The organism is Streptomyces sp. NPDC057099 (genome assembly GCF_042671245.1).
Lineage (GTDB): Bacteria > Actinomycetota > Actinomycetes > Streptomycetales > Streptomycetaceae > Streptomyces > Streptomyces purpurascens.
In genome coordinates this window covers 1-25,104 of the sequence record NZ_JBHUTX010000008.1, presented here as the reverse complement: position 1 = coordinate 25,104, position 25,104 = coordinate 1, and the positions used below count along the sequence as shown (strand labels likewise).

Below are 25,104 nucleotides of genomic sequence, written 5' to 3'. Positions count from 1 at the left end.
CGTGCGTTTGTTCGGTTTCTCTCGGGTTACCCGAACAGGAACAGACCCAGAAGGAAGATGATGAGTTGTGACGTCCATGGTCCTGAGAGAGAAGCCCGCCGTCCGTCGGCCGGAGACCGGCTGGTCGAAGGCGCGCCGTCTGCGCGGCAAGGCCGCGCTGCGGACCTGCCTCCCCGCCGTCGAGGACCGGGCCACTCCCGGAATCACGAACTCCGGGTCGGAGTGGAACATCGTCAGAGGTGAGGACTGACCGCTCCCCGGAAGGCCACGCGGTGACGCTCCGAGTAACTCCGCGCATCGGCAACCAAAAGAAGTGATGTTCACATCCGCCGGATCACGACTAAGGTGAACCGAATGAAGGCTCTCGTGCTGTCCGGCGGCGCAGGAACAAGACTGAGGCCGATCACACACACGTCGGCCAAGCAACTGGTGCCAGTGGCCAACAAGGCTGTGCTCTTCTACGGGTTGGAGTCGATCGCCGAGGCCGGCATCACCGACGTGGGAATGATCGTCGGGGACACGGCCGCCGAGATCGAGGAAGCGGTGGGCGACGGGTCGAAGTTCGGCCTGAAGGTCACCTACATCCCCCAGGAGCGGCCCCTCGGGCTGGCCCACGCGGTGCTGATCGCCCAGGACTTCCTCGGCGACGACGATTTCGTGATGTACCTCGGCGACAACTTCATCGTCGGCGGCATCACCGACCTCGTCGAGGAGTTCCGCGACAGCCGGCCCGACGCCCAGATCCTGCTCACCCGCGTGGCCGACCCACGCGCCTTCGGTGTCGCCGAACTCGACCCGTCCGGCCAGGTGATCGGCCTGGAGGAGAAGCCCGACCGGCCCAAGAGCGATCTCGCCCTGGTCGGCGTCTATCTGTTCACGCCCGTGATCCACGAGGCCGTGCGCGCCATCGAACCGTCCTGGCGCGGCGAGCTGGAGATCACCCACGCCATCCAGCACCTGATCGACTCCCGCGCCGACGTGCGCAGCACGGTCATCAAGGGCTACTGGAAGGACACCGGCAACGTCGCCGACATGCTCGAGGTGAACCGCATGGTCCTCGAAGCCATGGAGCGCCGCATCGACGGCGCGGTCGACGACGCCTCGCAGACCATCGGGCGGGTGGTCGTGGAAGAGGGCGCCCGGATCGTCAACTCCCGCATCGTCGGGCCCGCCGTCATCGGCAGGGGAACCCTCGTCAGCGACTCCTACGTCGGTCCCTTCACCTCGATCGCGGAGAACTGCCGGATCACCGACAGCGAACTGGAATTCTCGATCGTGCTGCGGGACTCCTCGATCCAGGGCGTCGGCCGGATCGAGTCCTCGCTGATCGGCCGGCATGTCGAGGTGACCCCGGCCCCCAGCGTCCCCAGCGCCCACCGACTCGTCCTCGGAGACCACAGCAAGGTGCAGATCACTTCATGAACCTCCTCGTCACCGGTGCCGCCGGGTTCATCGGCTCCCGCTACGTCCGGGCGCTGCTCGCCTCGGACGCGCCCGACGCGCCGCGCATCACCGTGCTGGACAAGCTCACCTACGCCGGCACCCTCGACAACCTCGAACTGACCCACCCCCGGCTGGAGTTCGTCCAGGGCGACATCTGCGACGCCGAACTCGTCGACAAGCTGATGGCCGGCGCCGACCAGGTCGTGCACTTCGCCGCCGAGTCGCATGTGGACCGCTCCATCACCGGCGCCGCCGACTTCGTCCGCACCAACGTGCTCGGCACCCAGACCCTGCTCGACGCAGCCCTGCGCTACGAGGTGGGCCCGTTCGTGCACGTCTCCACCGACGAGGTCTACGGCTCCATCGAGTCCGGCTCCTGGCCGGAGGACCACCCGCTGCAGCCGAACTCGCCGTACTCGGCCTCCAAGGCCTCCTCCGACCTGCTCGCCCTCGCCTACCACCGCACCCACGGCCTGGACGTGCGCGTCACCCGCTGCTCCAACAACTACGGCCCGCACCAGTTCCCCGAGAAGGTCATCCCGCTGTTCGTCACCAACCTCCTCGACGGTGGGACGGTGCCCCTGTACGGCGAGGGCCGCAACGTCCGTGACTGGCTGCACGTCGACGACCACTGCCAGGGCGTCGACCTCGTCCGCACCCAGGGCCGGCCCGGCGAGGTCTACAACATCGGCGGCGGTACCGAACTCACCAACAAGGAACTCACCGGCCTGCTCCTTCGGTCCTGCGGCGCGGACTGGGACCGGGTGGAGTACGTCGAGGACCGCAAGGGCCACGACCTGCGCTACTCCGTCGACTGGTCCAAGGCCCGCGACGAACTCGGCTACCGCCCCGCCCACGACTTCACCACCGGCCTCGCCGAGACCGTCGCCTGGTACCGCGACAACCGTGCCTGGTGGGAGCCCCTGAAGCGGCGCGTCGCCCAGGAGCGCGCATGAGGTGGCTGATCACCGGAGCGGGCGGAATGCTCGGCCACGACGTCGTCGACGAACTCACCCGGCGCGGCGAGGACGTGGTGGGCCTGGACCGCTCCGCCCTGGACATCACGCGCCCCGAGGCCGTCGGCACGGCCGTACGGGAGCACCGCCCCGACCTCGTCGTGAACTGCGCCGCGTACACGGCCGTCGACGACGCCGAGACCGACGAGGCCCGCGCCCTGGAGATCAACGGCGACGGGCCGCGCCTGCTGGCCCGCGCCTGCGCGGCGCACGACGCCCGGCTGATCCACGTCTCCACGGACTACGTCTTCTCCGGCGACGCCCGCACGGCCCCCTACCCGGAGGACCATCCGACGGGCCCGCGCACCGCCTACGGCCGCACCAAGCTGGCCGGCGAGCGGGCCGTCCTGGAGGAACTCCCCGGGGCGAGCGCGGTCGTGCGCACGGCCTGGCTCTACGGGGTCCACGGCGCCAACTTCGTGCGGACCATGATCGGTCTCGAAGCCCGCCGCGACACCCTCGACGTCGTCGACGACCAGCGTGGGCAGCCCACCTGGAGCGCGGACGTCGCCGAGCGGATCGCCGACCTCGGACCCCGGCTCGGCCCCGAAGCGCACGGCGTCTTCCACGCCACCGACGCCGGCGAGGCCACCTGGTACGAACTGGCCCGAGAGGTGTTCTCCCTGCTCGGCGCCGACCCGGACCGGGTGCGCCCCACCAGCAGCGCGGCCTTTCCCCGGCCCGCGCCCCGCCCGGCGTACAGCGCCCTCGCACACGGCCGGTGGCAGGAGATCGGCCTGCCCCCGGCGCGCGAGTGGCGCTCCGCCCTGCACGAAGCACTGCCCCGAATCCGCAAGGAAGGTCCCACTTCGTGAAACGCCATGAGTTCCTCCGGGGACTGCACAAGGTCAGCGCCAATCGCAATTACCTGGAGATCGGCGTCAACGACGGTCGCAGCCTGCGCCTGTCCCGCGTCCCCAGCATCGCGATCGACCCCGCCTTCAAGGTGGTCTCGGAGCTGAAGTGCGACGTCCACCTGGTGAAGGCCACCAGCGACGACTTCTTCGCCCGTGACAACCCCCTCCAGCACCTCAAGGGCGGCCGTCACCCGCTGCGCAATCTGCGCCGCGGCCGCAGCCCCATCGGCTACTGGCGCCGCACCACGCTGGATCTGTCGTTCATCGACGGCATGCACATCTTCGAGTACGCCCTGCGCGACTTCATGAACGTCGAGAAGCACTCCGACTGGTCCAGCGTGATCGTCTTCGACGACATGCTGCCGCGCAGCGTGGACGAGGCGGCCCGGGACCGGCACACCAACGCCTGGACCGGCGACGTCTACAAGATCACCGAGGTGCTGGCGCGCTACCGCCCCGACCTGGTCACGGTCCAGGTGGACACCGCGCCCACCGGCCAGCTCGTCGTCTTCGGCGCCGACCCGAACAACCGGGTCCTGCACGACAAGTACGACGAGATCATGGCCGAGTACAAGGTGCCCGACCCGCAGAAGGTCCCCGAGGCGATCCTCGAACGGGCCGGCGCGGTACGCCCCGAGACCCTCCTGGAAGCGGGCTTCTGGCGCCCCCTCGTCCAGGCCCGCAACCGCGGCCTGCCCCGCCGCATCGGCTGGGAGCCCCTGCGCAAGTCCCTGGAGCAGGTGGGCGTCAGCCGCTGACCCCTGCTGTGGGAACAGGCCCGGGCGCTGTGCGCCCGGGCCTGTGGCGTGCGGCGGCCTTTCGGCGTGCCGCAGGCGTCAGCCGTCTCCCCGGCCGGCTCGCAACTCCTCGTAGTACGCGCGGCAGCTCTCGTACGACGGGAGCAGACCCTGGCGTTCCGCCTCGGCCAGGGTCGGGGCCTGTTCGTCCTTGGGGGAGAGGAGCGGGGTGATGCCCTCGGGCCAGGCGATGCCGAGGGCCGGGTCGAGGGGGTGGATGCCGTGCTCACGCTCCGGGGCGTAGCCGGTGGAGCAGAGGTAGACCACCGTGGCGTCGTCGGTGAGTGCCATGAACGCGTGGCCCAGCCCCTCGGCGAGGAACACCGCGTGGCGGGTGTCGTCGTCGAGTCGTTCGGCCTCCCACTGGCCGAAGGTGGGGGAGCCCACCCGGATGTCGATCACCACGTCCAGGACGGCACCGCGCACACACGTGACGTACTTGGCCTGGCTGGGCGGCACATCGGCGAAGTGCACACCGCGCAGCACGCCCCGCCGGGAGACCGAGCAGTTGGCCTGGGCCAGGGCCAGATCATGACCCGTGGCCTCGCGGAACTCCTCGCCGCGGTACCACTCGTGGAAGCTGCCCCGGTCGTCCGGAAAGATCTTGGGCTCCAGAATCCAGGCGCCCTCTATCCCCAGTGGTCGCATGCTGTCACTGCCCTCCGATCCTGATACGGGTGACCACCTTCCGCCGCGCGGCACCGAGTACCCGCCGCGCGCGCCGTGCCACCCGCAGGGCGGCACCGGGCCCGGGCGCCGGCACGACCAGCACCTGACCGTCGGCGGCGCGCAGCGCGAACGGCAGCCCGGTGAAGCGGGGCCGGTCGGCGGCCGGGGCCAGACACACGGCCACCCGCCAGGTGTCACGCGAGAGGTCCTTGGCGGGCATCGCCGCCTCCAGCACCGCCCCGCGCCCGTCCGGGGCGGGGGAGAGCGTGCCGGACGCGTCGAGGATCCGGCTGGGGGAGACGAACCTCAGCGGCACCTCCCGGTCGCCTCCGACATGCAGCGGCAGCGGAGCACGGAAACGGTCCCCGGAGACGGTGACGTCCATCGGCTGCACGCTGCCCAGACCGAGCCGCTTGCCCCGGGCCCCGAGCTGAAGGGAGAGGTTGCCGTGCGGCTCCGTCCAGTACGGCAGAGCGGTCCGGTCGCCGACGAGTCCCACGTCCGGCGTGGGCCGGGTCGCCCGCGGGGCCGGGCCCAGCCGGCATTCCTTGGTCCAGCCGCCCAGCTTGACCCGCACGACCGCGTCCCAGACGCCGTCACCGGGCAGCTCGGCCGGGTCGACGGTGGCGGTCGCCCGCAACACCAGCCGGACCTCCTCGCCCTCCCCGACGGGCACGGTCTCGCGCGTGAACTCCACCGGCTGGAAGTACTGCGCGGCGCTCGAGCGCTCCCGCAGCAGCAGATCGGCCGTGGCCTGCCCGAAGCGCGCGGCGGTCTCCGAGGCCACCCACTCCACGCCCTCGGTCACGTCCTTGGGCGTGTCGTTCAGCGGGGCCGCCTCGGCGTCGGCGGGGAAGGTCATCGGCTCGCCGCCGGAGGTGTACTCGGCCGTGAAGCCGATGCTGAGGGAGCCGTCCCGCCACTCCACGTGCGCGGGGGCCGCCGTGGGCGCGATGCCGGCCTCCCATTCCGCGAAGGACACGACGTCGTCGTACCGGTCGGCCGCGGTCAGCGCGGCGACGACCTGCTGCGTGGGCTGCAGCCCCTCCGCGACACCGGGGCCGAACCGCTCGACGACGACCTCGTGGATCTCCCCGAACAGCTCCCTGCGGTAGTCGCCCGGCAGATTGAGGAACCGCCGGGTCCGCAGCCGCTCGACCATCTCCACGCGCAGCCAGCGGCGGAAGAGCTTGTCACGCACCGGGCCGGGCTCGGTGTACTTCTCGACGACGTCGAGGGCCTCGCGCAGGTTCTTGAAGTATCCGGCGGGGTCGAAGCGTTCGAAGCCGGCGTTGGAGCTGTCGTCCCGCCGGATGTGGTAGTAGCAGACGTAGTCGCTGACCACGGAGACGTTCTCCGCGCGCAGATACGCCTCGGCGATGAAGACGTGGTCCTCCAGCCGCCGTCTGCCCTCGGGGAAGCGCAGGCCGGTGCGGTCGAGGAAGGCACGGCGGATCATCTTGTGCGGGGTGAGGCTGTCGATGAGCGGGGCGTTCTCGACGGTGGCGCGCGGGTGGTTGCGGCGGAAGAGCTCCACCGGCACGCCGCGGCCCTTGCCGGCCATCTTGCCCACGACGACGTCGGCGCCGTTGGCCACGCCGTAGTCGTACATCCGCTCCAGGGCCTCGTCGCCCAGGTAGTCGTCGTTGTCGACGAACATGACGAACTCGCCCCGGGAGGCGGCGATGCCGACGTTGCGCGGCTTGCCCGACCAGCCGGAGTTCTCCTGGTGGATGACCTTCATCCGGGGGTCCTCGGCGGCGAGCGCGTCGAGCCGGGCCGGGGTGGCGTCGGTGGAACCGTCGTCGACGAAGATCACCTCGTACTCTTCGGGAGGCAGGGACTGCCTCTGCAGCGAGGTGATGCAGTCCTCGATGTAGATCCCCGGGTTGTAGACGGGGATGATGACGCTGACCTTGACCGGCATCGGGTTTCCGGGCCCCTTCGGGTCGCTTGCCGTAGACGTCCTGTCTTACTGCGTGTTGCCCGATGCTAACCCGCCAGACAAAGCTGCCTCATCTTTCGAGACCTGGCCGTGATCATCCCCGCCGATCAGGCAACTGAGCTGCGCTGTCTGTCTGTTCGCGGTCAAGTCGGTTCCGGGGCGGAGCGGGCCGCTGCCTCTAGGCTGAGGGTGTGCGTCTGCTCCTCATGTCCGACACCCACCTGCCGAAGCGGGCCAGGGAACTGCCCGCGCCGCTGCTGGCCGAACTTCCGCACGCCGACGTCGTCTTCCACGCCGGGGACTGGGTCGACACGGCCACCCTCGACCTGCTGGAGAGCCGCTGCCGCAGGCTCGTCGCCGTGTACGGCAACAACGACGGACCGGACCTGCGGGCCCGGCTGCCCGAGGTGGCGTACGCGGAACTGGGCGGGCTGCGCTTCGGGGCGATCCACGAGACGGGCCCAGCCCAGGGCCGGGAGAAGCGCTGCGCCGCCCGCTTCCCCGACCTCGACGTGCTGGTCTTCGGGCACAGTCACATCCCCTGGGACACCACGGCCCCCACCGGACTGCGCCTGCTGAACCCGGGTTCCCCGACGGACCGCCGCCGTCAGCCCCACTGCACCTACATGACCGCCACGGCCGCGGACGGCCGGCTCACCGAGGTGGAACTGCACCGGCTGCCGCCACGGGCCTGACGGTCGTGGGAGCCACCGTGACATGATCGGCGCATGGGTCAGGACAAGGGATATCTCCTGGACAACCGGCAGGCCGAGGCCGGTACCCGCTTCGACGCGCTGGCGGCCCTCTTCGACGCCTCGACGTTCCGCCACTTCGAGACGCTCGGGATCGATGAGGGATGGCGGTGCTGGGAGGTCGGGGCCGGCGGGCCGAGCGTCGCCGCGTGGCTCCGTGAACGCGTCGGGCCGCGCGGACGTGTGCTCGCCACCGACATCGACGTCTCCTGGGCGCGGACCGCCGCCACCGGGGGAGTGGAAGTACTCCGCCACGACGTGGGCCGCGACGCACCCCCGGCCGGGCCCTTCGACCTGGTCCACGCCCGACTGGTCCTGGTCCATGTGGCCGAGCGCGACGCCGCGCTGCGCAGTATGGTCCAGGCACTGCGCCCCGGCGGGTGGCTCGTCGTCGAGGACGCCGACCCCGCCCTGCAACCGCTGATCTGCCCCGACGAGCACGGCCCCGAGCAGGAGCTCGCCAACCGGCTCCGCACCGGCTTCCGTCATCTGCTGCGGCAGCGCGGCGCCGACCTCTCGTACGGGCGCAGGCTGCCGCGCCTGCTGCGCGAGGTCGGCCTCGCCGACGTCGAGGCCGACGCCTACTTCCCGATCACCTCGCCCGCGTGCGACGTCCTCGAGACGGCCACCGTCCAGCAGGTACGCGACGAACTCGTCGCCGAGGGCCTGGCCACGGACGAGGAGATCGAGCGCCACCTCGCCAACATCGCGGCCGGACGCCTCGACCTCGCCACGTCACCGATGATCTCGGCGTGGGGCCGCCGGCCGGTGGGCGACGGCTCACTGCCCTGATTCAGGGCTGAACCCCTACGACCTGGGAAGGTCGAAACCGGGGTCCAGTTCCACACCGGTGGCGTTCAGGAAGAAGGCCACCATGTGGTACTGCCCCACCAGCATGGCGATCTCGATCAGTTCGGCGTCGCCGAAGTGCTCGGCCAGCGCCTCCCAGGTCGCGTCGGACATCGTCGCGTCGCGGTTCAGCTCGTCCGCCGCCCGGATCAAGTTCCTCTGGAGCTCCGTCCAGCCCGGTGCCTCCGGCCCCTCGGTGATGCGGTCGATGTCATCGTCCGTGACGCCTGCGGCCCTGGCCAGGGGAAGGTGCCGTCCCCACTCGTACCGTGCGCCGGTGTTCCACGCGGTCCGCAGGATCAGTAACTCGCGCAGTTCTTCCGGCAGTCGGCCCCTGAGGAGCAACTGGCCGCCGAACGGCATGAACTGCTCGTAGAGATCGGGATGGCGCACGAGGGTGGTGAAGATGTTCGGGATCCGGTTCCCAGGGTCGTGGGGTGCGACCGCCAGCAGTTCCCGGGTCCGGGCGTCCCACTGGTCCTCGGGGAGCGGGATCAGCCGCGGGGGCTGCCCGGCGGCTTCGTTGCGCTGTGACATGGCGACCTCCAGTGTCCGAGGGGTTCACCCTAGGAGGCCTGCCGAACGCCTGGCAGGCGAATGTCCGGGCGTATCAGTGGGCCGGGTCGAGAAGGATCTTGCGGACGCCGTCGGAGCGGTTCGCGAACAGTTCGTACGCCGCAGGGCCTTCGGAGAGGGCGAAGCGGTGGGAGACCACGACCTCGGGCTGGATCCGGCCGGCACGGGTGAGGGCGATCAGGGGAGGGAGTTCGTAGTGCACCGAGCACAGCCCGATGGCGAACTCCAGCTCCTTGATCTGCGCCAGTCCCATGTGGAAGGGAAACGCCTTGTTCTGGCTGACCCCGATGACGCTGACCCGGCCTGCCTGCCGGACGGCCTTGAGGGCGAGCTCGATGGTGGCGTCGGAGCCCACGGCCTCCACGACGGCATCCGGCCCGCGGCCGGCGGTCAGGTCCCGGATGGCCGACCGCGCGTCGTCCCCCTCGACCGGCTCGACGCCCAGGCCGGCGGCGAAGTCGCGGCGCTCCGCGACCAGATCCGCGCCCAGCACCCGCGCCGCGCCCATCGCGAAGGCGGACTGGGCGGCCATGAGGCCGACCGGGCCGAGTCCGATGACCAGGACGGTCTCGCCGGGCTGGATGCGGGCCCGGCGGCAGCCGTACCAGGCGGTGGGGGCGTTGTCCGTGAGGACGACGGCGGCCTCGTCGGAGATGTCCTCGGGCACGTGCACCAGATTGACGTCCGCGTAGGGCACGGCCAGGACCTGGGCCTGGCTGCCCTGGAGCTGCGGGCTCACTCCGTAGCAGAGCTCCGTGCTCGACTTGGCGCGCTCGCACCGGGCGGTGAACCCGGCCGCGCACGACCGGCAGTGCGCACAGCCGGCGGAGGCGGGCACCAGAACCCGGTCGCCGGGCTTGAATCGGGTGACCTGGCCGCCGGTGTCGGCCACCACGCCGACGCACTCGTGTCCCGGTGTGTAGCCCAGTTCCGGGCTGAACGCGTTGCCGCCGTAGATGTGCAGGTCGCTGCCGCAGATGCCGGCCGTGGTCACGTGCACCACCGCGTCGGTGGGGCTGGTGACGGCCGGGTCGGGGACATCCCCGTAGCGGATGTCGTGACGGCCGTGGTAGGTCAGTGCCTTCATCGGATTTCTCCCTCCCTTCGGCCGGTCAGTCCGCGATCTTCAGCACCAGCTTGCCGCGGTTGTCGCCACGGAACAGCCGCATCAGGGTTTCGGGAAAGGCCACGACTCCGCCGGACACCACGTCCTCCAGGGACTTGAGCCGGCCCTCCGCCCGCCACGTGGCCATCCGCGCGATGCCCTCGGCGTACCGGTCGGCGTAGTCGAACACCACGATGCCCGTCATGGAGGCGCGGTTCACCAGCAGCGACAGGTAGTTGGCGGGGCCCTGCGGCTTTGTGCTGTTGTACTGGGAGATCGCGCCGCACACGACGACGCGGGCACCGCGCGCCAGCCGCAGCAGCACGGCGTCCAGAACGTCTCCGCCGACGTTGTCGAAGTACACGTCGACGCCGTCGGGGGCGTGCTCGCGCAGCGCCTTGCGGACGTCCTCGTTCTGGTAGTCGATCGCGGCGTCGAACCCGAACTCCTCCACCACCATCCGGCACTTGGCCTCGCCGCCGGCGATGCCGATGACCCGGCAGCCCAGGATCTTGGCGACCTGCCCGACGACGCTGCCGACGGCCCCGGCCGCTCCGGAGACCACGACGGTCTGCCCGGGCTCGGGACGCCCGACCTCGATCAGGCCGAAGTAGGCCGTCAGGCCCGACATGCCGAGCGTGCCGAGATACGTCGGCAAGGGAGCCGCCGTCGGGTCGACCTTGGTCACATCGCGTCCGTCCGACACGCAGTACTCCTGCACGCCGAACGAGCCCGACACATGGTCGCCGACCGCGAATCCGGAGTGCCGAGAGGCGATCACCCTTCCCACCGCGCCGGCACGCATCACCTCGCCGATCTCCACCGGGCGGATGTAGGACCGTCCCGCGTTCATCCAGCCGCGCATCGCCGGGTCTATCGACAGACAGAGCACCTGCACCAGGAACTCCCCGTCGCCCGGCTGCCCGGCCGGCTCCTCGACGTGCTCCCAGTCGGTGGGCCGCGGTTCTCCCACGGGACGTGCGGCCAGGCGCACCTGTCGGTTGATCGTGCTCATCTCCGGCGGCTCCTTCGACGGTCGAACCGATATCGAGTTCCATACCGGCTAGTCGGTATGGGAGGGGAGCGTACGGGTGCGGTGCCGTCCGGGACAAGACCCGGGGAACGATCAAGGTGGGCCGTGGGCAGCCCGTGGTTGCGGACGGAGCGTGCGGTCGTGCCCCACCAGCGCCGTGCGTAGCGGCTCAGGACGGCTGCCTCGCTGAGCCCGACGTTGCGGGCGACCTGGGTCAGTGGCAGTTCGGACGCGATGAGCAGATCCGCGGCTCGTTCGCGCCGAACGTCGTCAGGACTGCCGCGAAGGTGGTGGCGCGCGGGCGGTTCGCCTGACGTCCGGTACGTCCGCCGCGCTACTCCTGTCCTGGGACCGCCATCTCCCCGAGGAGCGCCCAGTCGTCCTGCGGAATCGTCGCGTTCACGATGCGCGGCGTCTCGGCCAGATGGGGCGGCAGCGTCTGCTGCGCGGCCTTGAAGTGCGCGGACTGCACATGGGCGGCCCCGGCCTCGTCGTCGCGGAAGGCCTCGACCAGGACGTACTCCGTCGGCTCGTCCACGCTGCGCGACCAGTCGAACCACAGGCAGCCGGGCTCGGCGCGCGTCGCCCGGGTGAAATCAGCGGTGATCTCGGGCCAGCGGTCGGCGTGCTCGGGACGGACTCGGAACTTCGCGGTGATGAAGATCATGGGATTCCCTTCGCTGATGTGTCGTGCGGGCTGTGTCGCGTCCGGCCGCGCCGGCGGCGCGGCCTTCGGACCGCACCTGTGGCGTGGAGGGCGGGGCGGATCCATCGTGGAGCAAGGAGCCACGACCAAGGGTGGAGAACATCCTTGTCCGACGCGAGGTGGTGTCCGGGGTGGAAAAGCGGATGACAGTGCTCAGCGAGAGCCCGGACGAGCCGTTCGCGCTGCTCCGCGCCGCCTCGGCGGTGCTCGACGACCGGGGGACCGTGGTCGGCTGGAGCCGGCGGGCCGAGGAGTTGCTCGGCCACCCGGAGTCCGCCGTGATCGGCCGTCCGGCCTTCGAGGTCCTGATCGATCCCGGCGACCTGGCGGCCGCCAAGGACGCCGCGGCGACGTGCAGGAGGGACGGAGGCTGGTTCGGGGTCCTGACGGTGCGGCATCGCAGCGGGCGGCTGGTGGAGATGGGGCTGAGGGCAGGTGCCGTGTCGCGCGGTGAGCGTGTCCGCGAATGGTTCCTCGTCGGGGCACCCGCGGCGGAGGTCCTCGAGTGGCAGCGGGACCGCGCGGTCCTCGACGGGTTGTGGCGGCGGTGCCCGATCGGCCTCGCCGTGCACAGTCCCGAGATGACGATCCTGCGGGTCAACAGGGCGATCGAGCGGTTCACCGGGGTCCCGGCCGCCTCCTTCCCGGGAATGCCCACGGGCGCCCTGCTGGTCTCCGAGGACGCGCGGAGGGCCGTGGAGCGGGTCCGCCAGGTGATCGAGAGCGGCAGTTCACTGGTCTCCACCGAGCAGTACGCCCGTCTGGAGCGGGATCCGGCACGCGTGCGGGCCGCGTCCGTCTCGGCCTTCCTGCTGCAGGATCCCGCCGGCCGGGTCCTGGGAGTGGCCGAGACGGTGGAGGACGTCACCGAGCGTCATCGGGCCCGACGCCGCCTCGCGCTCCTCGACCAGGCCGGCGCCCGCATCGGATCGACGCTGGACGTGCGGCAGACGGCCCGCGAACTCGCGGATGTGATGGTCCCCCACCTGGCCGACCACGTCACCGTGGACCTGTCGCTACCGGTGACGCGAGGCGAGGAGCCGACACAGGCACTGGCGGGACCCGTCACACGGGTCGCGGTCCGCGGCGTCTCGGTCCAGCAGTCCGACCTGCATTACCCGGAAGGCGAGCCGGTGCACTTGGCACCCGGCACACCACAGGCCAGGTGCCTGGCCGACGGCAGCCCTCTCCTCGAACCCGTCCTCGCGCCCGAATGGTTCCTCGCAGAGCCGCGCCGGGGCGAGCAGGCACCGGATCTCTCGGCTCATTCCCTGATCGTGGTGCCCCTGGCCGCGCGCGGCCTGGTACTGGGCGTGATGAGCCTGTGGCGATCGCGGCATCCCGAGCCGTTCGAGGCCGACGATCTCACCCTGTCCCAGGAACTCGCCGCGCGGGCCGCCGTCAGCATCGACAACGCCCGGCGCTTCACCCAACAGCAGCAAACCGCGTCCACCCTGCAGCGCACCCTGCTGCCGAGGACCGTTCCGCACCAGTCGGCCCTCGAAGTGGCCCCTCGCTACCTCCCGGCCAGTACGGCCCCCGGGCCCGGCGGTGACTGGTTCGACGTCATCCCGTTGTCCGGGGCCAGGGTCGCACTCGTGGTCGGCGACGCGGTGGGTCACGGACTGCACGCCGCTGCCACGATGGGCCGGCTGCGTACCGCCGTGCACACCCTCGCCACCCTCGACCTGGAACCGGACGAGGTGCTCTCCCGGCTGGACGACCTGGTCAACCTCCTCGCCACCGAACAGGAGACGGCCGGCGAACGACCCGCGGGGGAGCAGATCGTCGGCGCCACCTGCCTGTACGCCGTCTACGACCCGGTCTCCCGGCAATGCTCCGCGGCGCGGGCCGGTCACCCTCTCCCGGTCGTGACCACCCCGGACGGACAGGCAGCCCTGCTCGACCTGCCCCCCGGCCCGCCTCTCGGCCTGGGCGGACTGCCGTTCGAAACCCGGGAGATCGAACTGGCCGAGGGCAGCCTGCTCGCGCTCTACACCAACGGACTCATCGGCGAACGCCATATGGACGTCGACAGGGGCCTGCAACGGCTGTGCACAGCGCTCACCCACCCGGCGGCCCCCTTGGAGAAGACGTGCCAGGCGATCGTCGAATCCCTCGTGCCCGGACAGCCCGCTGACGACATCGCCCTGCTCATCGCACGCACCCGGGTACTGCCGCCGGAGAACGTCGTCTCCTGGCGGCTGCCGGTGGGGCCGACCGCCGCGGCACAGGCCAGAAAGCTCGCCACGACCCAACTCACTCAATGGGGACTGGAACACCTGGCGTTCGCCACCGAATTGATCGCCAGTGAACTGGTCACCAACGCCTACCGCTACGCCAAGGGCCCCGTGACCCTGCGACTCATCCGTGAACGATGTCTCGTCTGCGAGGTCGCCGACGCCAGCCACACCTCACCGCACCTGCGTCGCGCCCGCACCACCGACGAGGGGGGACGCGGCATGTTCCTGGTGGCCCAGCTGACCGAGCGCTGGGGCACCCGCTACACCCGCGACGGCAAGACCGTATGGACCGAGCAGCCGCTGCTCGGGCTGTGAGTTCCGATGACCGGTCGGCGGGAAACGGGGCGACCGGCGACCGGGAGCGGCACGGGTCATCAGGAGGAGCGGTGCGGGTGCACCGCTCCCTGCGTGGTGGTCAGTGGGGCGCCGCTCCCGCCCCAGCGCAGCGCGACGATCTCGGCGGCGACGGACACCGCCACCTCCTCGGGGGTACGGGCCCCGAGATCGAGGCCGACCGGAGAGCGCAGCCGGGACAGCTCCTGTTTCGTGAGCCCGGCCTCGGCCAGGCGCTCGGCCCGGTCGGCGTGGGTGCGGCGGCTGCCCATCGCCCCGATGTACGCGGCGGGTCGGCGCAGCGCCTCCTGGAGCAGGGGCACGTCGAACTTGGGGTCGTGGGTGAGGACGCAGATCACCGTGCGCGCGTCGGTGTCCGTGTCGCGCAGATAGCGGTGCGGCCACTCGGCGATCACCTCGACGCCCTCGGGGAAGCGCCGGGGCGTGGCGAAGACGGGGCGGGCGTCGCAGACGGTGACCCGGTAGCCGAGGAAGTCCCCGATGCGGGCCACGGCCGCGGCGTAGTCGATCGCGCCGAAGACCAGCATCCGCGGTGGCGGTGCGAAGGACTCCAGGAACACGCCGACGGAGTCCTCGCGGCGCTGCCCCCGCGGCCCGTAGTGCCGCAGTCCCGTCGCCCCCAGGGCGAGCCCGCCCCGGGCGTCGGCGGTGACGGCCGCGTCCAGGCCGCTCGCGCCGAGCGTGCCCGAGACCCGGTCCGGCCATACGGCGAGCGTCGCCCCGCGCGGCGCCGGGCCGTCGGTCACCGTGGCGAGGGTGACCGGCTCACCCGCGGCGACCGAGTCGGCGACCGCGCCGAAGACGGGATCCCGCTCGGGCGTGACGGGACGGACCAGCAGCGTGATCTCGCCGCCGCAGGTCAGGCCGACGGCGAAGGCGTCCTCGTCGCTGTAGCCGAAGGTCTCCAGACGCGCCTCGCCGCTCGTCACGACGTCCCGCGCCAGCTCGAACACCGCGCCCTCGACACAGCCCCCGGACACACTCCCCACGACCTCCTCGCCCGGGCCCACCGCCATCGCCGCACCCGGGTCGCGCGGCGCGCTGCGGCTGACCTCGACGACCGTCGCGAGGCCGAACGGAAGCCGGGCCGCGTACCAGCGGCCCAGCGCCGGGAGGATGTCACGCACGATCCGCTCCTTGTCCTGCGGAGATCCATCGGAAGGCCCTTAATTCCGTTGTGCCCCCTCGGGCCGTTCTGCTGCACTGCACGGGACAGCGACGTCACCGAGTCCCGAGGAGCAGCAGATGCGAACTGCGTTCATGTCCCCCCAGCCAGGAACGGACCTCTCTCCGAAGGACATGACGCTTCGTGCACCTGCTCAACCTTGGAATCCTCGCCCATGTCGACGCCGGTAAGACCAGCCTGACCGAGCGGTTGCTCCATTCGGCCGGGGTGATCGACGAGATCGGCAGTGTCGACGACGGGAACACCCGTACCGACACCCTCGCGCTGGAGCGGCAGCGCGGCATCACCATCAAGTCCGCGGTCGTCTCGTTCCCTCTCGACGATGTGACGGTCAACCTGATCGACACCCCCGGCCACCCGGACTTCATCGCCGAGGTGGAGCGGGTGCTCGGCGTGCTGGACGGCGTCGTGCTCGTCGTCTCCGCCGTCGAAGGAGTGCAGGCGCAGACACGGGTGCTGATGCGGACGCTCCAGCGGCTGCGCATCCCCACCCTGCTCTTCGTCAACAAGATCGACCGGCGTGGGGCACGGCAGGAGGAGCTGCTGCGGGCGATCTCGGCCCGGCTGACACCCGCGATCGTGCCGATGGGAACCGCCACCGGCCTCGGCACACGCCGGGCCGGCTTCACACCCGGTCCCGTACCGGCCGCGCTCGACGTCCTCGCCGGCCTCGACGACACGCTGCTGTCCGCGTACGTCGAGAACACCGTCACGGACGGCCTCCTGCACACCTCCCTCGTCGCCCTGACCCGGGAGGCCCTGGTCCACCCCGTCTTCTTCGGCTCCGCCGTCACGGGCGCCGGTGTGGACGCGCTGCTGGCGGGCATCGAGGAACTGCTGCCCCCGGCCGACGGGGACGCGGACGGTCCGCTCTCCGGGACCGTGTTCAAGGTCGAGCGGGGCCCGGCGGGGGAGAAGACCGCCTACGCCCGGCTGTTCTCCGGCACCCTGCGCACCCGCGACCGGACCCCGTTCGGAACGGACGGCGCCGAAGGCCGGATCACCGCGATCAGCGTCTTCGGACAGGGGACGGACACCCGAGGCGACACCGTCGTCGCCGGACAGATCGCCCGCCTCTGGGGGCTCGGGGACATCAGGATCGGCGACGCGATCGGCGAACCCCGCAAGGCGTACGAGCACTTCTTCGCCCCGCCCACCCTGGAGACCGTCGTCGTCCCGGGCCCGGACGTGAACGGCGGCGCACTGCACCTCGCGCTCACCCGACTCGCCGAACAGGACCCGCTGATCGGCCTGCGCCACGACGAACGGCGGCAGGAGACCTCCGTGTCGCTGTACGGCGAGGTGCAGAAGGAGGTCATCCAGGCCACCCTCGCCGAGGAGTACGGGCTCGGCGTCACCTTCCGCGAGACCACGCCGCTGTGCGTCGAACGGCTCATCGGCACGGGGCAGGCCGTGGAGTTCAACAAGAAGGGCGCCAACCCGTTCCTCGCGACGGTCGGCCTGCGCGTCGATCCCGCTCCGGTCGGCTCCGGTATCGGCTTCCGGCTGGAGGTGGAGCTCGGCTCCATGCCGTACGCCTTCTTCAAGGCGGTCGAGGACACCGTGCGCGAGACCCTCGACCAGGGCCCGCACGGCTGGCGGATCCCCGACTGCACGGTCACCATGACGCACTGCGGCTACTCGCCCCGCCAGAGCCACGCCCACCAGGGCTTCGACAAGAGCATGTCGAGCACCGGCGCCGACTTCCGCGGTCTGACCCCGCTGGTGCTCGTCGCAGCGCTGCGGCGGGCCGGGACCCGGGTCCACGAGCCGATGCACCGCTTCCGTGTCGAGGCCCCGGCGGACACCCTCGGCGCGCTGCTGCCGGTGCTGGCCGCGCTCGGCGCCGTACCGCAGACGACCGAGACCCGGGGCGCCGGATGCGTCCTGGCGGGCACGGTGCCCGCGGCCCGGGTGCATGAACTGGAGCAGCGGCTGCCCGGGCTCACCCGCGGCGAGGGCGAGTTGGAGAGCGTCTTCGACCACTACGCGCCCGTCACGCACGGCACGGTTCCGAGGCGCCCGCGCACCGACCACAACCCGCTGAACAGGAAGGAGTACTTGTTGAATGTGGCACGAAGGATGGGCGGATGACGTGTGCGAGCCGGCCCAGAGGGAACTTACTCCAGAGTCAGGGGTGTTGACGGTGTCCTGAAATGGCCGGACTGTAGTGGACATGCCAACTATTCGGGCACGTCTCCTGGTTGTCCTGGCTGTTCTCTTCGGCTCCGTGACGGTGGCGGGAGTCCCGCCCGCCACCGCCGCGCCCCCTCCCGACTCCCTCTGGTTCGACGACCCGACCGTCACCGTGCGCAACGGCCGTTTCACCGACGCCTCCGGCCGCGAGATCGTGCTCCGCGGCTACAACGTCTCCGGCGAGACCAAACTGGCGGAGAACGGCGGCCTGCCCTTCGCCTCCGTCGCCGACGCGAAGAAGTCCGCGACCGCCCTGCGCGCCCTCGGCGGCGGCAACACCGTCCGCTTCCTGCTCTCCTGGGCGTACGCCGAGCCCGAGCGCGGCAAGGTGGACACGGCCTACCTCGCCGCCGCCACCGACCAGATGCGGGCCTTCCTCGACGCCGGCATCCGCGTCTACCCCGACTTCCACCAGGACCTCTACTCCCGGCACCTGTTCGACGCCGACAGCTGGTACACCGGCGACGGCGCGCCCCAGTGGGCGGTGGACGCCGGGAACTACCCCGACGAGTCCTGCGGGATCTGCCTCTTCTGGGGGCAGAACATCACCCAGAACGAGGCCGTCAAGCGGGCCTCGTACGACTTCTGGCACAACGCGCACGGTGTGCAGGACGCCTTCCTCACCACCGCCGAGAAGACCATGGCGTACCTCCGGCAGCATCTGGACGCCGACCGGTTCAAGGGCGTCGTCGGCTTCGACCCCTACAACGAGCCGCACGCGGGCGTCTACGACTCCGGGCAGACCAGCCGGGCCTGGGAGAAGGACGTGCTCTGGCCGTTCTACGAGAAGTTCCGGGCCCGCATGGACACGGCAGGCTGGCGGGACAAGCCCGCCTTCGTGGAGCCGAACCTCTTCTGGAACGCCAACCTCGACTTCCAGAAGCAGGAGGGCGGCCTGCTGGACGCCGGCACCCTCGGACCGCGCTATGTGTTCAACACCCACTTCTACGACCAGAAGGCCATCTCCGGCGTCTTCATGTGGGGCAAGGCGGCCGACGGCCAGTACGCGAACGACTTCCGCACCGTCCGCGACCGGGCCGCCTCCGCGCAGACCGCCGCCGTGGTCAGCGAGTTCGGGCACCCGCTGGCCGGCAATGTCTCCGACAAGGCGCCGACCGTCCTCAAGGCCATGTACCAGGCCCTCGACTCACGACTGAAAGGGGCCGACTGGTGGTCCGACCCGGCCGCCTCGGGGCCCGTGCTCTCCGGCTCGCAGTGGCAGTGGGACATCTACAACGGCCGGCACCGCGAGCTGATGAACGGCAACCCCGACAAGGTGCTCACCACCGGTGACGCCTGGAACGACGAGGACCTGTCCGCCGTACGCCTCGACGACTCGGGCAAGCCCGTGCTGCGCCAGGACGCCCGGCTCCTGGACCGCCTCTACCCGAGCGCCACGGCCGGCAGAACCGTCGGCTTCACCTACGAGGACCGCTCCCGGGACGGCTCGACGACGCTGACCTGGAACCCGGTGCCCAGTGCGCTGCCGAACGTGCAGCGGCTGGTGGGGTCCGGGCAGTACGGGCTGCTGCTGTGGCGCTCGGACGGCGGCTCGGCGCCCACCGAACTGCATCTGCCGGCGGGCTTCCCGACCGCGTCCACCACGGTCGTCTCCGACCTGGGCACGGCCCACGCCCCGCCGGCGTACACCGCGACGACCCCGGTCGGCGTGGCCCAGGAGCCGGGCGGCACGGGAAGCCGCCGTCTCCTGCTCACGGCGCCCGACTCGGGCGTCCTGCACTACGCGCTGGTGACCAACGGGGCGACGGCCCCCTCGGCGGACCTGCTGAAAGCGGCCCGCGCCGAGCTGACCGCATGGGCCGCGAAGGAGGTCGGCTAACTCGACGGGCTGGTCCAGCCGGCCTCCACATGACCGAGCCGGACGCGCTGCGGGTGGTCTCCGACCGGCACGGACACGACCTTCTTCCCGGTGCCGAAGTCGATGGCCGTGACCTGGTCGGAGCCGCTCTCGGAGACCACACAACTCCTGCCGTCACCGCTGACCGTGGCCCAGTAGGGCTTGGCGGCGGTGACGAGCGGGCCCTCCTGGAGGGTGGCACGGTCGACGACCGTGGCGTAGTCGTCCATGGTGCCCGCGACGCACAGCTTCTTGCCGTCCGGGCTCATCGAGATGCCGTGGTGGCGGGAGTCGTTGACGAACGTGGTGCGGTCGTCGCTGGTCGCCGGGTTCTTCGGCAGGGTCTTCGTGCGGGTGATCTTGTCGCTGGCCAGGTCGTACTCGAAGAAGCCGTTGAAGAACGACACCTGGAAGTAGAGCTTCGACTCGTCCGGCGAGAACACGGCCGGCCGGACCGCGTCCGAGTAGTCCTTGAGACCGATCGCGTCCAGGCGCTGGCGCATGTCGATGACCTTGACCTGCTGGTACGTGGTGGCGTCGATGACGGTGATGCGCCGGTCGCCCTTCGTCCAGTCCAGCCACGGGGCGTCGGTCTGCGTGTTCACCTCGCCGATCGACATGTTGTAGATGTACTTGCCGTCCTTGGTGAAGATGTTCTCGTGCGGCTTGTCCCCGGTGGCCGCCTTGCCGAGCTGTTTGCCGGTCTCGATGTCCAGCACGTGCACGGAGTTGCCGGTCGACGCCGACACCGCGACCCGCTTGCCGTCGGGGGAGACCGCCATGTGGTCGGCGCGGAAACCGGACACCGGGAAGCGCCAGTTGATCCGCCCGGAGGCGAGGTCGATCGAGACGACGTCGGCGAAGCTCGGCCGGGAGACCACCACCGACTTGCCGTCCGGCGTGGAGTACATGTCGTCGACGAACTGGTCGTGGCCCTCGCCGACGCTGTTGCGGATCGTCATGAAGGCGATCCACCGGATCGGATCGGCGTTGATCTCCGCCATCCGCTCGTCCTTGTCGGGGACCACGTCGATCCGGCCGATCTTCGCGAAGTCGCCGGTGGACCTGATGACATCGGCGGTGCCTTCCCAGTTGTTGCCCACGAACAGCACCTCGCGCAGCGCGGCGGAGGCGTCCGGGGCGTCCGCGTGAGCGGCGGTCGCGGGGACGGTGAAGGTCAGGGCGAGGGCGGCGGCTACGGAGCACAGGTGCCGTCGTCGGAAAGCAGGCATGACTGCTCCTTGGAATCTGAACACACATGGTTTCAGAATGAACTTACTGCAAAGTAAGGAAGGGGCGGCCTTCTCCACAAGACCGCGTGCACGACAAAATCGGTGTTCGAACCACGAAGGGAGAGCCGGTGCCGGGGAGACTCAGACCGCCCACCGGCCGCTACGGCGGCAGGACAGCCGAGGAGCGGCAGGCCGAGCGGCGCCGACGGTTCCTCGACGCCGCGCTCCAGCTGTTCGGCGACACCCCGGGCTTCCGCTCCACCACGGTCGCGGCGCTCAGCGAGGCGGCCGGACTGTCAACCCGCCAGTTCTACGAGGAGTTCCGCACCCTCGAGGACGTGCTCGCCGCGCTGCATCTCCAGGTCAACGGCTGGGCCGAGACGGCCGTCTTGGAGGCCGCGGCCGCATCCGCCGATCTGCCGCTCGTCGAGCGCGCCACCGCGATCTTCCGCGCCTACGCCGGGAACGTCGCGGCCGATCCGCGCCGGATCCGCATCACCTTCGTCGAGATCATCGGCGTCAGTCCGCGCCTGGAGGAACAGCGGCTCGCCCGCCGGGCCGGCTGGGTCGACCTCATCTGCGCCGAGGCCGACGCGGCCGCCGCACGGGGTGAGGCCGCACCCCGTGACTACCGTCTCGCGGCGACGGGCTTCATCGGCAGCGTCAACGGGCTGCTCCACGACTGGAGCGCGGGGTGGGTGGACGCGACCCTGGACGAGGTGGTCGAGGAACTGGTCCGGCAGCTGCTGGGGATCCTGCGCCCGCCGGGCTGGACTCCCCGGACATGAGTCGGACCCGTCTCCGGCCGTGTCCGCCCGTGGGCGCTCCGGGGAAGGCCCGCCGGTAGTCGCCCGGCGACACCCCGAGGTGCTTGAGGAAGTGGTGACGGAGGTTGTTGGCCGTGCCGAGGCCGCTCAGCTCCCCGACCCTCTCGATCGGCAGGTCCGTGGACTCCAGCAGTGACCGGGCGCGCCCGAGCCGCTGGTCCAGGAGCCACTGAAGAGGCGTCGTCCCGGTGGCCGCTTGGAGACGCCGGTAGAACGTACGCGGACTCATCGAGGCCCGCCGCGCCAGATCGGCGACCGTCAGCGGCCGGTCGAGGTGGGCCCTCGCCCACTCCAGGACGGGAGCCAGCCCCTCGTCGTCGCTGGGCGGCACCGACAGCTCGATGAACTGCGCCTGCCCGCCCGGCCGGTGGGCGGGCACCACCATGCGGCGCGCCAGCTGGTTGGCGACGTGCGCGCCCAGATCGCGCCGCACCAGATGCAGACACAGGTCGAGGCCGGCGGTGAGCCCGGCGCTGGTGAGGACATCGCCGTCGTCCACGTACAGCACCGACTCGTCGACCTCCACCTTCGGGTACCGCTCGGCCAGCCGGTCGGTGTGCATCCAGTGGGCGGTGGCACGGCGCCCGTCGAGCAGCCCCGCCTCGGCGAGCGCGAAGGCGCCGGTACAGAGCGAGACCATGCGGGCGCCCGCGTCATGGGCGCGCCGCAGGGCATCGACCAACCCCTCCGGCAGCGGCCTGCCCTCGTCGACACAGGGGTCGGGCACCGAGGGCACGATGACCGTGTCGGCGTCCGCCAGGTCGTCGAGTCCGTAGCGGGTCCGCAGGGTCAGCCCATGGCCCTCCGCGCCCTCCCGCGTCGCCGCTCCCGTCCCGCAGAGTCGCAGGTCGTACCAGGGATCGGCCAGATCCGGCTGGGGCTTGCCGAACACCGTGCAGGGGATGCTCAGTTCGTACAGATCCCACGACGGGACCCCGATCTCCTCGGTCACGACCACGGCGACGGAACCAGCACCCATGCCCCGAAGCGTATGGCAGGAATTTGGTGGACGCCGTCATCCCTGTCACTGTTCCCGGTCTTCGCGCCCTGCGAACGTTGCCGTACGTGATCACGCATCACCTACATACGCTTCACGAGGAGTTGGGCATGAACGCAGAACAGCAGGCCGTCACCGTTCTCGGACTGGGCTCGATGGGCTCGGCCCTGGCCGCAGCGCTGCTGGACCGGGGCCACCCCACCACCGTCTGGAACCGGTCCCCGGACAAGGCCCGGCCCCTGGTCGAGCGTGGCGCCCGCCTGGCCGCCACGCCCCAGGAGGCGATCGCCGCCTCCTCGTTGACCGTCGCCTGCGTGCTGGACTACGAGGCGCTGTACGCCGTCCTCGACCCGGCCGCCGGCGACCTCGACGGGAGAACCCTGGTCAACCTCACCTCGGGCTCTCCCGAGCAGGCCCACGAGGCCGTCGAGTGGGCCCGGTCCCACGGGGCCGACTACCTCGACGGCGCCATCATGACCACCCCGCCCGGCGTCGGCGACCCCGCCATGATGTTCCTCTACAGCGGCTCCCAGCAGGTCTTCGAAACCCACCGCCCCACGCTGGCGGCCCTCGGCGACCCCCTCTACCTCGGCACCGACCCCGGACTCGCATCCCTCTACGACGCCGCGCTGCTCGGCCTGATGTGGTCCACCATGACCGGCTGGCTGCACGGCACGGCCCTGGTCGGCGCCGAGGGGACGCCCGCCACCGCCTTCACTCCCGTCGCGATCCGCTGGCTGACCGCCGTGGCGGGCTTCCTCAGCACGTACGCGCCCCAGGTGGACGCGGGCCGCTACCCGGGCGACGACGCCACCGTCGACGTACAGATCGCGGCCATCGACCACCTCATCCACGCGGCGGCGGCCCGGGGCATCGACAACGCGCTGCCCGAGCTGCTGAAGGCCGCCATGGAGAAGGCCGCCGCGGCGGGTCACGGACAGGACAGCTACGCCAGCCTGATCGAGGTCCTGCGCCCCTCGACGAGGGACTGAGCGGACTAGCACGACCCCAGCGCCACGAGGTTCACGGCCACCACCAGCGTGACTCCGAGCAGCAGAGCCGCGAGCAGCCGTGCGCGGAGCCCGCGGTACACCGCCTCGTACTCGCCCCGCAGTTCCTCCCCGCGATGGGCCGTCCGCTGCCATGAGGCCCGGGTGAGGGCGAGGTGCTCCGCGGCGAACAGCCGCTCCACCTCCCGCCGTTGCGCCTCCGGCAGCCAGTCGAGCCCGGCGGCGAAGCGCTCGGCGGCCGTGCGGGCCTCCTCGTGCGCCGCGGCGGCGAGCAGATGGCCCTCGACCTCGTGATGGAACGCCCGCATGTCCACAGGGAGCCCCTCCCTCGCGGTCACCGGAGCGTCAGCTCCCTCTCCGCCGCCGCGACCTCCGCGTGATGCAGGTCGAACGCCGGGGACTCGCTGCGGATCCGGGGGAGGGCGACGAAGTTGTGGCGGGGCGGCGGGCAGGAGGTGGCCCACTCCAGGGAACGGCCGTAGCCCCAGGGGTCGTCGGCCGTGACCTTCTCGCCGTACTTCGCCGTCTTCCACACGTTGTAGAAGAACGGCAGCATCGACATACCGAGCAGGAACGAGGAGATGCTCGACACCGTGTTGAGCGTCGTCAGGCCCTCCACCGCCAGATAGTCGGGGATCCGCCGCTGCATGCCCTCCGCGCCGAGCCAGTGCTGGACCAGGAACGTGCCGTGGAAGCCGATGAACAGCGTCCAGAAGGTGATCTTGCCGAGCCGCTCGTCCAGCATCTTGCCGGTGAACTTCGGCCACCAGAAGTGGAAGCCGGAGAACATCGCGAACACGACCGTCCCGAAGATGACGTAGTGGAAGTGGGCCACCACGAAGTACGAGTCGGAGACGTGGAAGTCGATCGGGGGCGAGGCCAGCAGCACACCCGTGAGCCCGCCGAACACGAACGTGATCAGGAAGCCCATCGCCCACAGCATCGGCGTCTCGAACGACAGGCTTCCGCGCCACATGGTGCCGACCCAGTTGAAGAACTTCACACCCGTCGGGACCGCGATCAGGAAGGTCATGAAGGAGAAGAACGGCAGCAGCACACCGCCGGTGACGTACATGTGGTGCGCCCACACCGTCACGGACAGACCCGCGATCGCGATCGTCGCCCCGATGAGACCCGTGTAACCGAACATCGGCTTACGCGAGAAGACCGGAATGACCTCGGAGATGATGCCGAAGAACGGCAGCGCGATGATGTACACCTCCGGGTGGCCGAAGAACCAGAACAGGTGCTGCCAGAGCAACGCCCCGCCGTTGGCCGAGTCGAAGATCTGCGCCCCGAACTTGCGGTCCGCCTCCAGCGCGAACAGGGCCGCGGCCAGGACCGGAAAGGCGAGGAGCACCAGCACACCGGTCAGCAGCACGTTCCACACGAAGATCGGCATGCGGAACATCGTCATGCCCGGGGCGCGCATGCAGATGATCGTGGTGATGAA

The 25,104-nt window shown here is 70.6% G+C and carries 22 protein-coding genes and 1 pseudogene; 12 read left to right on the top strand and 11 right to left on the bottom strand.

What is annotated here, in order from left to right; genetic code table 11:
- Positions 1-76: 76 nt before the first annotated feature.
- The 5 genes from ACFT4A_RS13590 (at position 77) to ACFT4A_RS13570 (ending at position 4,074) form a co-directional block, all read left to right on the top strand.
- Positions 77-250 carry a hypothetical protein gene (locus tag ACFT4A_RS13590; protein ID WP_382829185.1) on the top strand — a complete coding sequence of 58 codons (174 nt, stop codon included), beginning with the start codon at positions 77-79 and terminating at the stop codon, positions 248-250.
- A gap of 104 nt (positions 251-354) precedes the next feature.
- Complete coding sequence (locus ACFT4A_RS13585; protein WP_382829182.1) at positions 355-1,422, top strand: glucose-1-phosphate thymidylyltransferase; 1,068 nt, start codon at positions 355-357, stop codon at positions 1,420-1,422.
- The gene (gene rfbB, locus ACFT4A_RS13580; protein ID WP_382829179.1) at positions 1,419-2,399 is read left to right on the top strand and encodes a dTDP-glucose 4,6-dehydratase; all 981 of its coding nucleotides are present in this window, start codon (positions 1,419-1,421) and stop codon (positions 2,397-2,399) included. The genes ACFT4A_RS13585 and rfbB overlap by 4 nt, the downstream gene beginning before the upstream one ends.
- Positions 2,396-3,274 carry a dTDP-4-dehydrorhamnose reductase gene (gene rfbD, locus ACFT4A_RS13575; protein WP_382829177.1) on the top strand — a complete coding sequence of 293 codons (879 nt, stop codon included), beginning with the start codon at positions 2,396-2,398 and terminating at the stop codon, positions 3,272-3,274. The genes rfbB and rfbD overlap by 4 nt, the downstream gene beginning before the upstream one ends.
- On the top strand, positions 3,271-4,074 hold the full coding sequence (locus ACFT4A_RS13570) for a class I SAM-dependent methyltransferase (RefSeq protein WP_382829174.1): 804 nt from the start codon (positions 3,271-3,273) through the stop codon (positions 4,072-4,074). Before rfbD ends, ACFT4A_RS13570 begins: the two co-directional genes overlap by 4 nt.
- 78 nt (positions 4,075-4,152) lie before the next feature.
- On the opposite strand, the gene rfbC is transcribed toward ACFT4A_RS13570, so the two are convergent.
- On the bottom strand, positions 4,153-4,761 hold the full coding sequence (gene rfbC / locus ACFT4A_RS13565; RefSeq protein WP_215116787.1) for a dTDP-4-dehydrorhamnose 3,5-epimerase: 609 nt from the start codon (positions 4,759-4,761) through the stop codon (positions 4,153-4,155).
- Positions 4,762-4,765: 4 nt separating this feature from the next.
- Positions 4,766-6,709, bottom strand: a complete 1,944-nt coding sequence (locus tag ACFT4A_RS13560) for a glycosyltransferase family 2 protein (protein ID WP_382829173.1) — start codon at positions 6,707-6,709, stop codon at positions 4,766-4,768.
- 209 nt (positions 6,710-6,918) lie between these two features.
- Here ACFT4A_RS13560 and ACFT4A_RS13555 point away from each other — a divergent pair, with 209 nt between their 5' ends.
- Both ACFT4A_RS13555 and ACFT4A_RS13550 read left to right on the top strand, forming a co-directional pair.
- Positions 6,919-7,422 carry a metallophosphoesterase family protein gene (locus ACFT4A_RS13555; RefSeq protein ID WP_382829170.1) on the top strand — a complete coding sequence of 168 codons (504 nt, stop codon included), beginning with the start codon at positions 6,919-6,921 and terminating at the stop codon, positions 7,420-7,422.
- Between the two features lie 33 nt (positions 7,423-7,455).
- On the top strand, positions 7,456-8,271 hold the full coding sequence (locus ACFT4A_RS13550; RefSeq protein WP_382829167.1) for a methyltransferase: 816 nt from the start codon (positions 7,456-7,458) through the stop codon (positions 8,269-8,271).
- Between the two features lie 15 nt (positions 8,272-8,286).
- On the opposite strand, the gene ACFT4A_RS13545 is transcribed toward ACFT4A_RS13550, so the two are convergent.
- From ACFT4A_RS13545 to ACFT4A_RS13530, 4 genes are all read right to left on the bottom strand, one after another.
- On the bottom strand, positions 8,287-8,865 hold the full coding sequence (locus tag ACFT4A_RS13545) for a carboxymuconolactone decarboxylase family protein (RefSeq protein ID WP_382829164.1): 579 nt from the start codon (positions 8,863-8,865) through the stop codon (positions 8,287-8,289).
- 73 nt (positions 8,866-8,938) lie between these two features.
- A complete protein-coding gene (locus ACFT4A_RS13540; RefSeq protein ID WP_382829163.1) occupies positions 8,939-9,991 on the bottom strand; it encodes an alcohol dehydrogenase catalytic domain-containing protein in 1,053 nt (350 codons plus the stop codon).
- Between the two features lie 25 nt (positions 9,992-10,016).
- Positions 10,017-11,024, bottom strand: a complete 1,008-nt coding sequence (locus ACFT4A_RS13535) for an NADP-dependent oxidoreductase (RefSeq protein WP_382829160.1) — start codon at positions 11,022-11,024, stop codon at positions 10,017-10,019.
- Positions 11,025-11,376: 352 nt separating this feature from the next.
- Positions 11,377-11,709 (bottom strand): putative quinol monooxygenase, encoded by a 333-nt coding sequence (locus tag ACFT4A_RS13530; protein WP_189721950.1) that lies wholly within the window; start codon positions 11,707-11,709, stop codon positions 11,377-11,379.
- 182 nt (positions 11,710-11,891) lie between these two features.
- Here ACFT4A_RS13530 and ACFT4A_RS13525 point away from each other — a divergent pair, with 182 nt between their 5' ends.
- On the top strand, positions 11,892-14,306 hold the full coding sequence (locus ACFT4A_RS13525; RefSeq protein WP_382829157.1) for a SpoIIE family protein phosphatase: 2,415 nt from the start codon (positions 11,892-11,894) through the stop codon (positions 14,304-14,306).
- Between the two features lie 59 nt (positions 14,307-14,365).
- Here the strand turns inward: ACFT4A_RS13525 and ACFT4A_RS13520 are convergent, their stop codons facing one another.
- On the bottom strand, positions 14,366-15,472 hold the full coding sequence (locus ACFT4A_RS13520; protein ID WP_382829154.1) for an XdhC family protein: 1,107 nt from the start codon (positions 15,470-15,472) through the stop codon (positions 14,366-14,368).
- A 182-nt stretch (positions 15,473-15,654) separates the two neighbouring features.
- Here ACFT4A_RS13520 and ACFT4A_RS13515 point away from each other — a divergent pair, with 182 nt between their 5' ends.
- Together ACFT4A_RS13515 and ACFT4A_RS13510 are read left to right on the top strand one after the other, a co-directional pair.
- A complete protein-coding gene (locus tag ACFT4A_RS13515; protein ID WP_382829152.1) occupies positions 15,655-17,625 on the top strand; it encodes a GTP-binding protein in 1,971 nt (656 codons plus the stop codon).
- Positions 17,626-17,707: 82 nt separating this feature from the next.
- Positions 17,708-19,567 carry a cellulase family glycosylhydrolase gene (locus ACFT4A_RS13510; RefSeq protein WP_382829149.1) on the top strand — a complete coding sequence of 620 codons (1,860 nt, stop codon included), beginning with the start codon at positions 17,708-17,710 and terminating at the stop codon, positions 19,565-19,567.
- Here the strand turns inward: ACFT4A_RS13510 and ACFT4A_RS13505 are convergent.
- The gene (locus ACFT4A_RS13505; RefSeq protein ID WP_382829146.1) at positions 19,564-20,817 is read right to left on the bottom strand and encodes a YncE family protein; all 1,254 of its coding nucleotides are present in this window, start codon (positions 20,815-20,817) and stop codon (positions 19,564-19,566) included. The genes ACFT4A_RS13510 and ACFT4A_RS13505 overlap by 4 nt on opposite strands.
- 128 nt (positions 20,818-20,945) lie before the next feature.
- Between ACFT4A_RS13505 and ACFT4A_RS13500 the strand changes: the two genes are divergently transcribed.
- Complete coding sequence (locus ACFT4A_RS13500) at positions 20,946-21,605, top strand: TetR/AcrR family transcriptional regulator (RefSeq protein WP_382829143.1); 660 nt, start codon at positions 20,946-20,948, stop codon at positions 21,603-21,605.
- A gap of 34 nt (positions 21,606-21,639) precedes the next feature.
- Here ACFT4A_RS13500 and ACFT4A_RS13495 read toward each other — a convergent pair.
- Positions 21,640-22,623 (bottom strand): annotated as a pseudogene (locus tag ACFT4A_RS13495) (GlxA family transcriptional regulator); the annotation flags it as partial.
- Between the two features lie 128 nt (positions 22,624-22,751).
- Here ACFT4A_RS13495 and ACFT4A_RS13490 point away from each other — a divergent pair.
- Positions 22,752-23,633, top strand: a complete 882-nt coding sequence (locus ACFT4A_RS13490; protein WP_382829140.1) for an NAD(P)-dependent oxidoreductase — start codon at positions 22,752-22,754, stop codon at positions 23,631-23,633.
- A 5-nt stretch (positions 23,634-23,638) separates the two neighbouring features.
- On the opposite strand, the gene ACFT4A_RS13485 is transcribed toward ACFT4A_RS13490, so the two are convergent.
- A complete protein-coding gene (locus ACFT4A_RS13485) occupies positions 23,639-23,989 on the bottom strand; it encodes a hypothetical protein (RefSeq protein WP_382829137.1) in 351 nt (116 codons plus the stop codon).
- Positions 23,986-25,104: cbb3-type cytochrome c oxidase subunit I (locus ACFT4A_RS13480; RefSeq protein ID WP_382829134.1), on the bottom strand; the 1,119-nt coding region annotated here is incomplete at its 5' end. The genes ACFT4A_RS13480 and ACFT4A_RS13485, both read right to left, overlap by 4 nt.

Bases quoted from the DNA above. Each gene is read 5' to 3' on its own strand.
- ACFT4A_RS13590 (WP_382829185.1), top strand. From the start codon at position 77: ATGGTCCTGAGAGAGAAGCCCGCCGTCCGTCGGCCGGAGACCGGCTGG.
- ACFT4A_RS13585 (WP_382829182.1), top strand. From the start codon at position 355: ATGAAGGCTCTCGTGCTGTCCGGCGGCGCAGGAACAAGACTGAGGCCG.
- rfbB (WP_382829179.1), top strand. From the start codon at position 1,419: ATGAACCTCCTCGTCACCGGTGCCGCCGGGTTCATCGGCTCCCGCTAC.
- rfbD (WP_382829177.1), top strand. From the start codon at position 2,396: ATGAGGTGGCTGATCACCGGAGCGGGCGGAATGCTCGGCCACGACGTC.
- rfbC (WP_215116787.1), bottom strand. From the start codon at position 4,761: ATGCGACCACTGGGGATAGAGGGCGCCTGGATTCTGGAGCCCAAGATC.
- ACFT4A_RS13560 (WP_382829173.1), bottom strand. From the start codon at position 6,709: ATGCCGGTCAAGGTCAGCGTCATCATCCCCGTCTACAACCCGGGGATC.
- ACFT4A_RS13550 (WP_382829167.1), top strand. From the start codon at position 7,456: ATGGGTCAGGACAAGGGATATCTCCTGGACAACCGGCAGGCCGAGGCC.
- ACFT4A_RS13545 (WP_382829164.1), bottom strand. From the start codon at position 8,865: ATGTCACAGCGCAACGAAGCCGCCGGGCAGCCCCCGCGGCTGATCCCG.
- ACFT4A_RS13540 (WP_382829163.1), bottom strand. From the start codon at position 9,991: ATGAAGGCACTGACCTACCACGGCCGTCACGACATCCGCTACGGGGAT.
- ACFT4A_RS13535 (WP_382829160.1), bottom strand. From the start codon at position 11,024: ATGAGCACGATCAACCGACAGGTGCGCCTGGCCGCACGTCCCGTGGGA.
- ACFT4A_RS13530 (WP_189721950.1), bottom strand. From the start codon at position 11,709: ATGATCTTCATCACCGCGAAGTTCCGAGTCCGTCCCGAGCACGCCGAC.
- ACFT4A_RS13525 (WP_382829157.1), top strand. From the start codon at position 11,892: ATGACAGTGCTCAGCGAGAGCCCGGACGAGCCGTTCGCGCTGCTCCGC.
- ACFT4A_RS13510 (WP_382829149.1), top strand. From the start codon at position 17,708: ATGCCAACTATTCGGGCACGTCTCCTGGTTGTCCTGGCTGTTCTCTTC.
- ACFT4A_RS13505 (WP_382829146.1), bottom strand. From the start codon at position 20,817: ATGCCTGCTTTCCGACGACGGCACCTGTGCTCCGTAGCCGCCGCCCTC.
- ACFT4A_RS13490 (WP_382829140.1), top strand. From the start codon at position 22,752: ATGAACGCAGAACAGCAGGCCGTCACCGTTCTCGGACTGGGCTCGATG.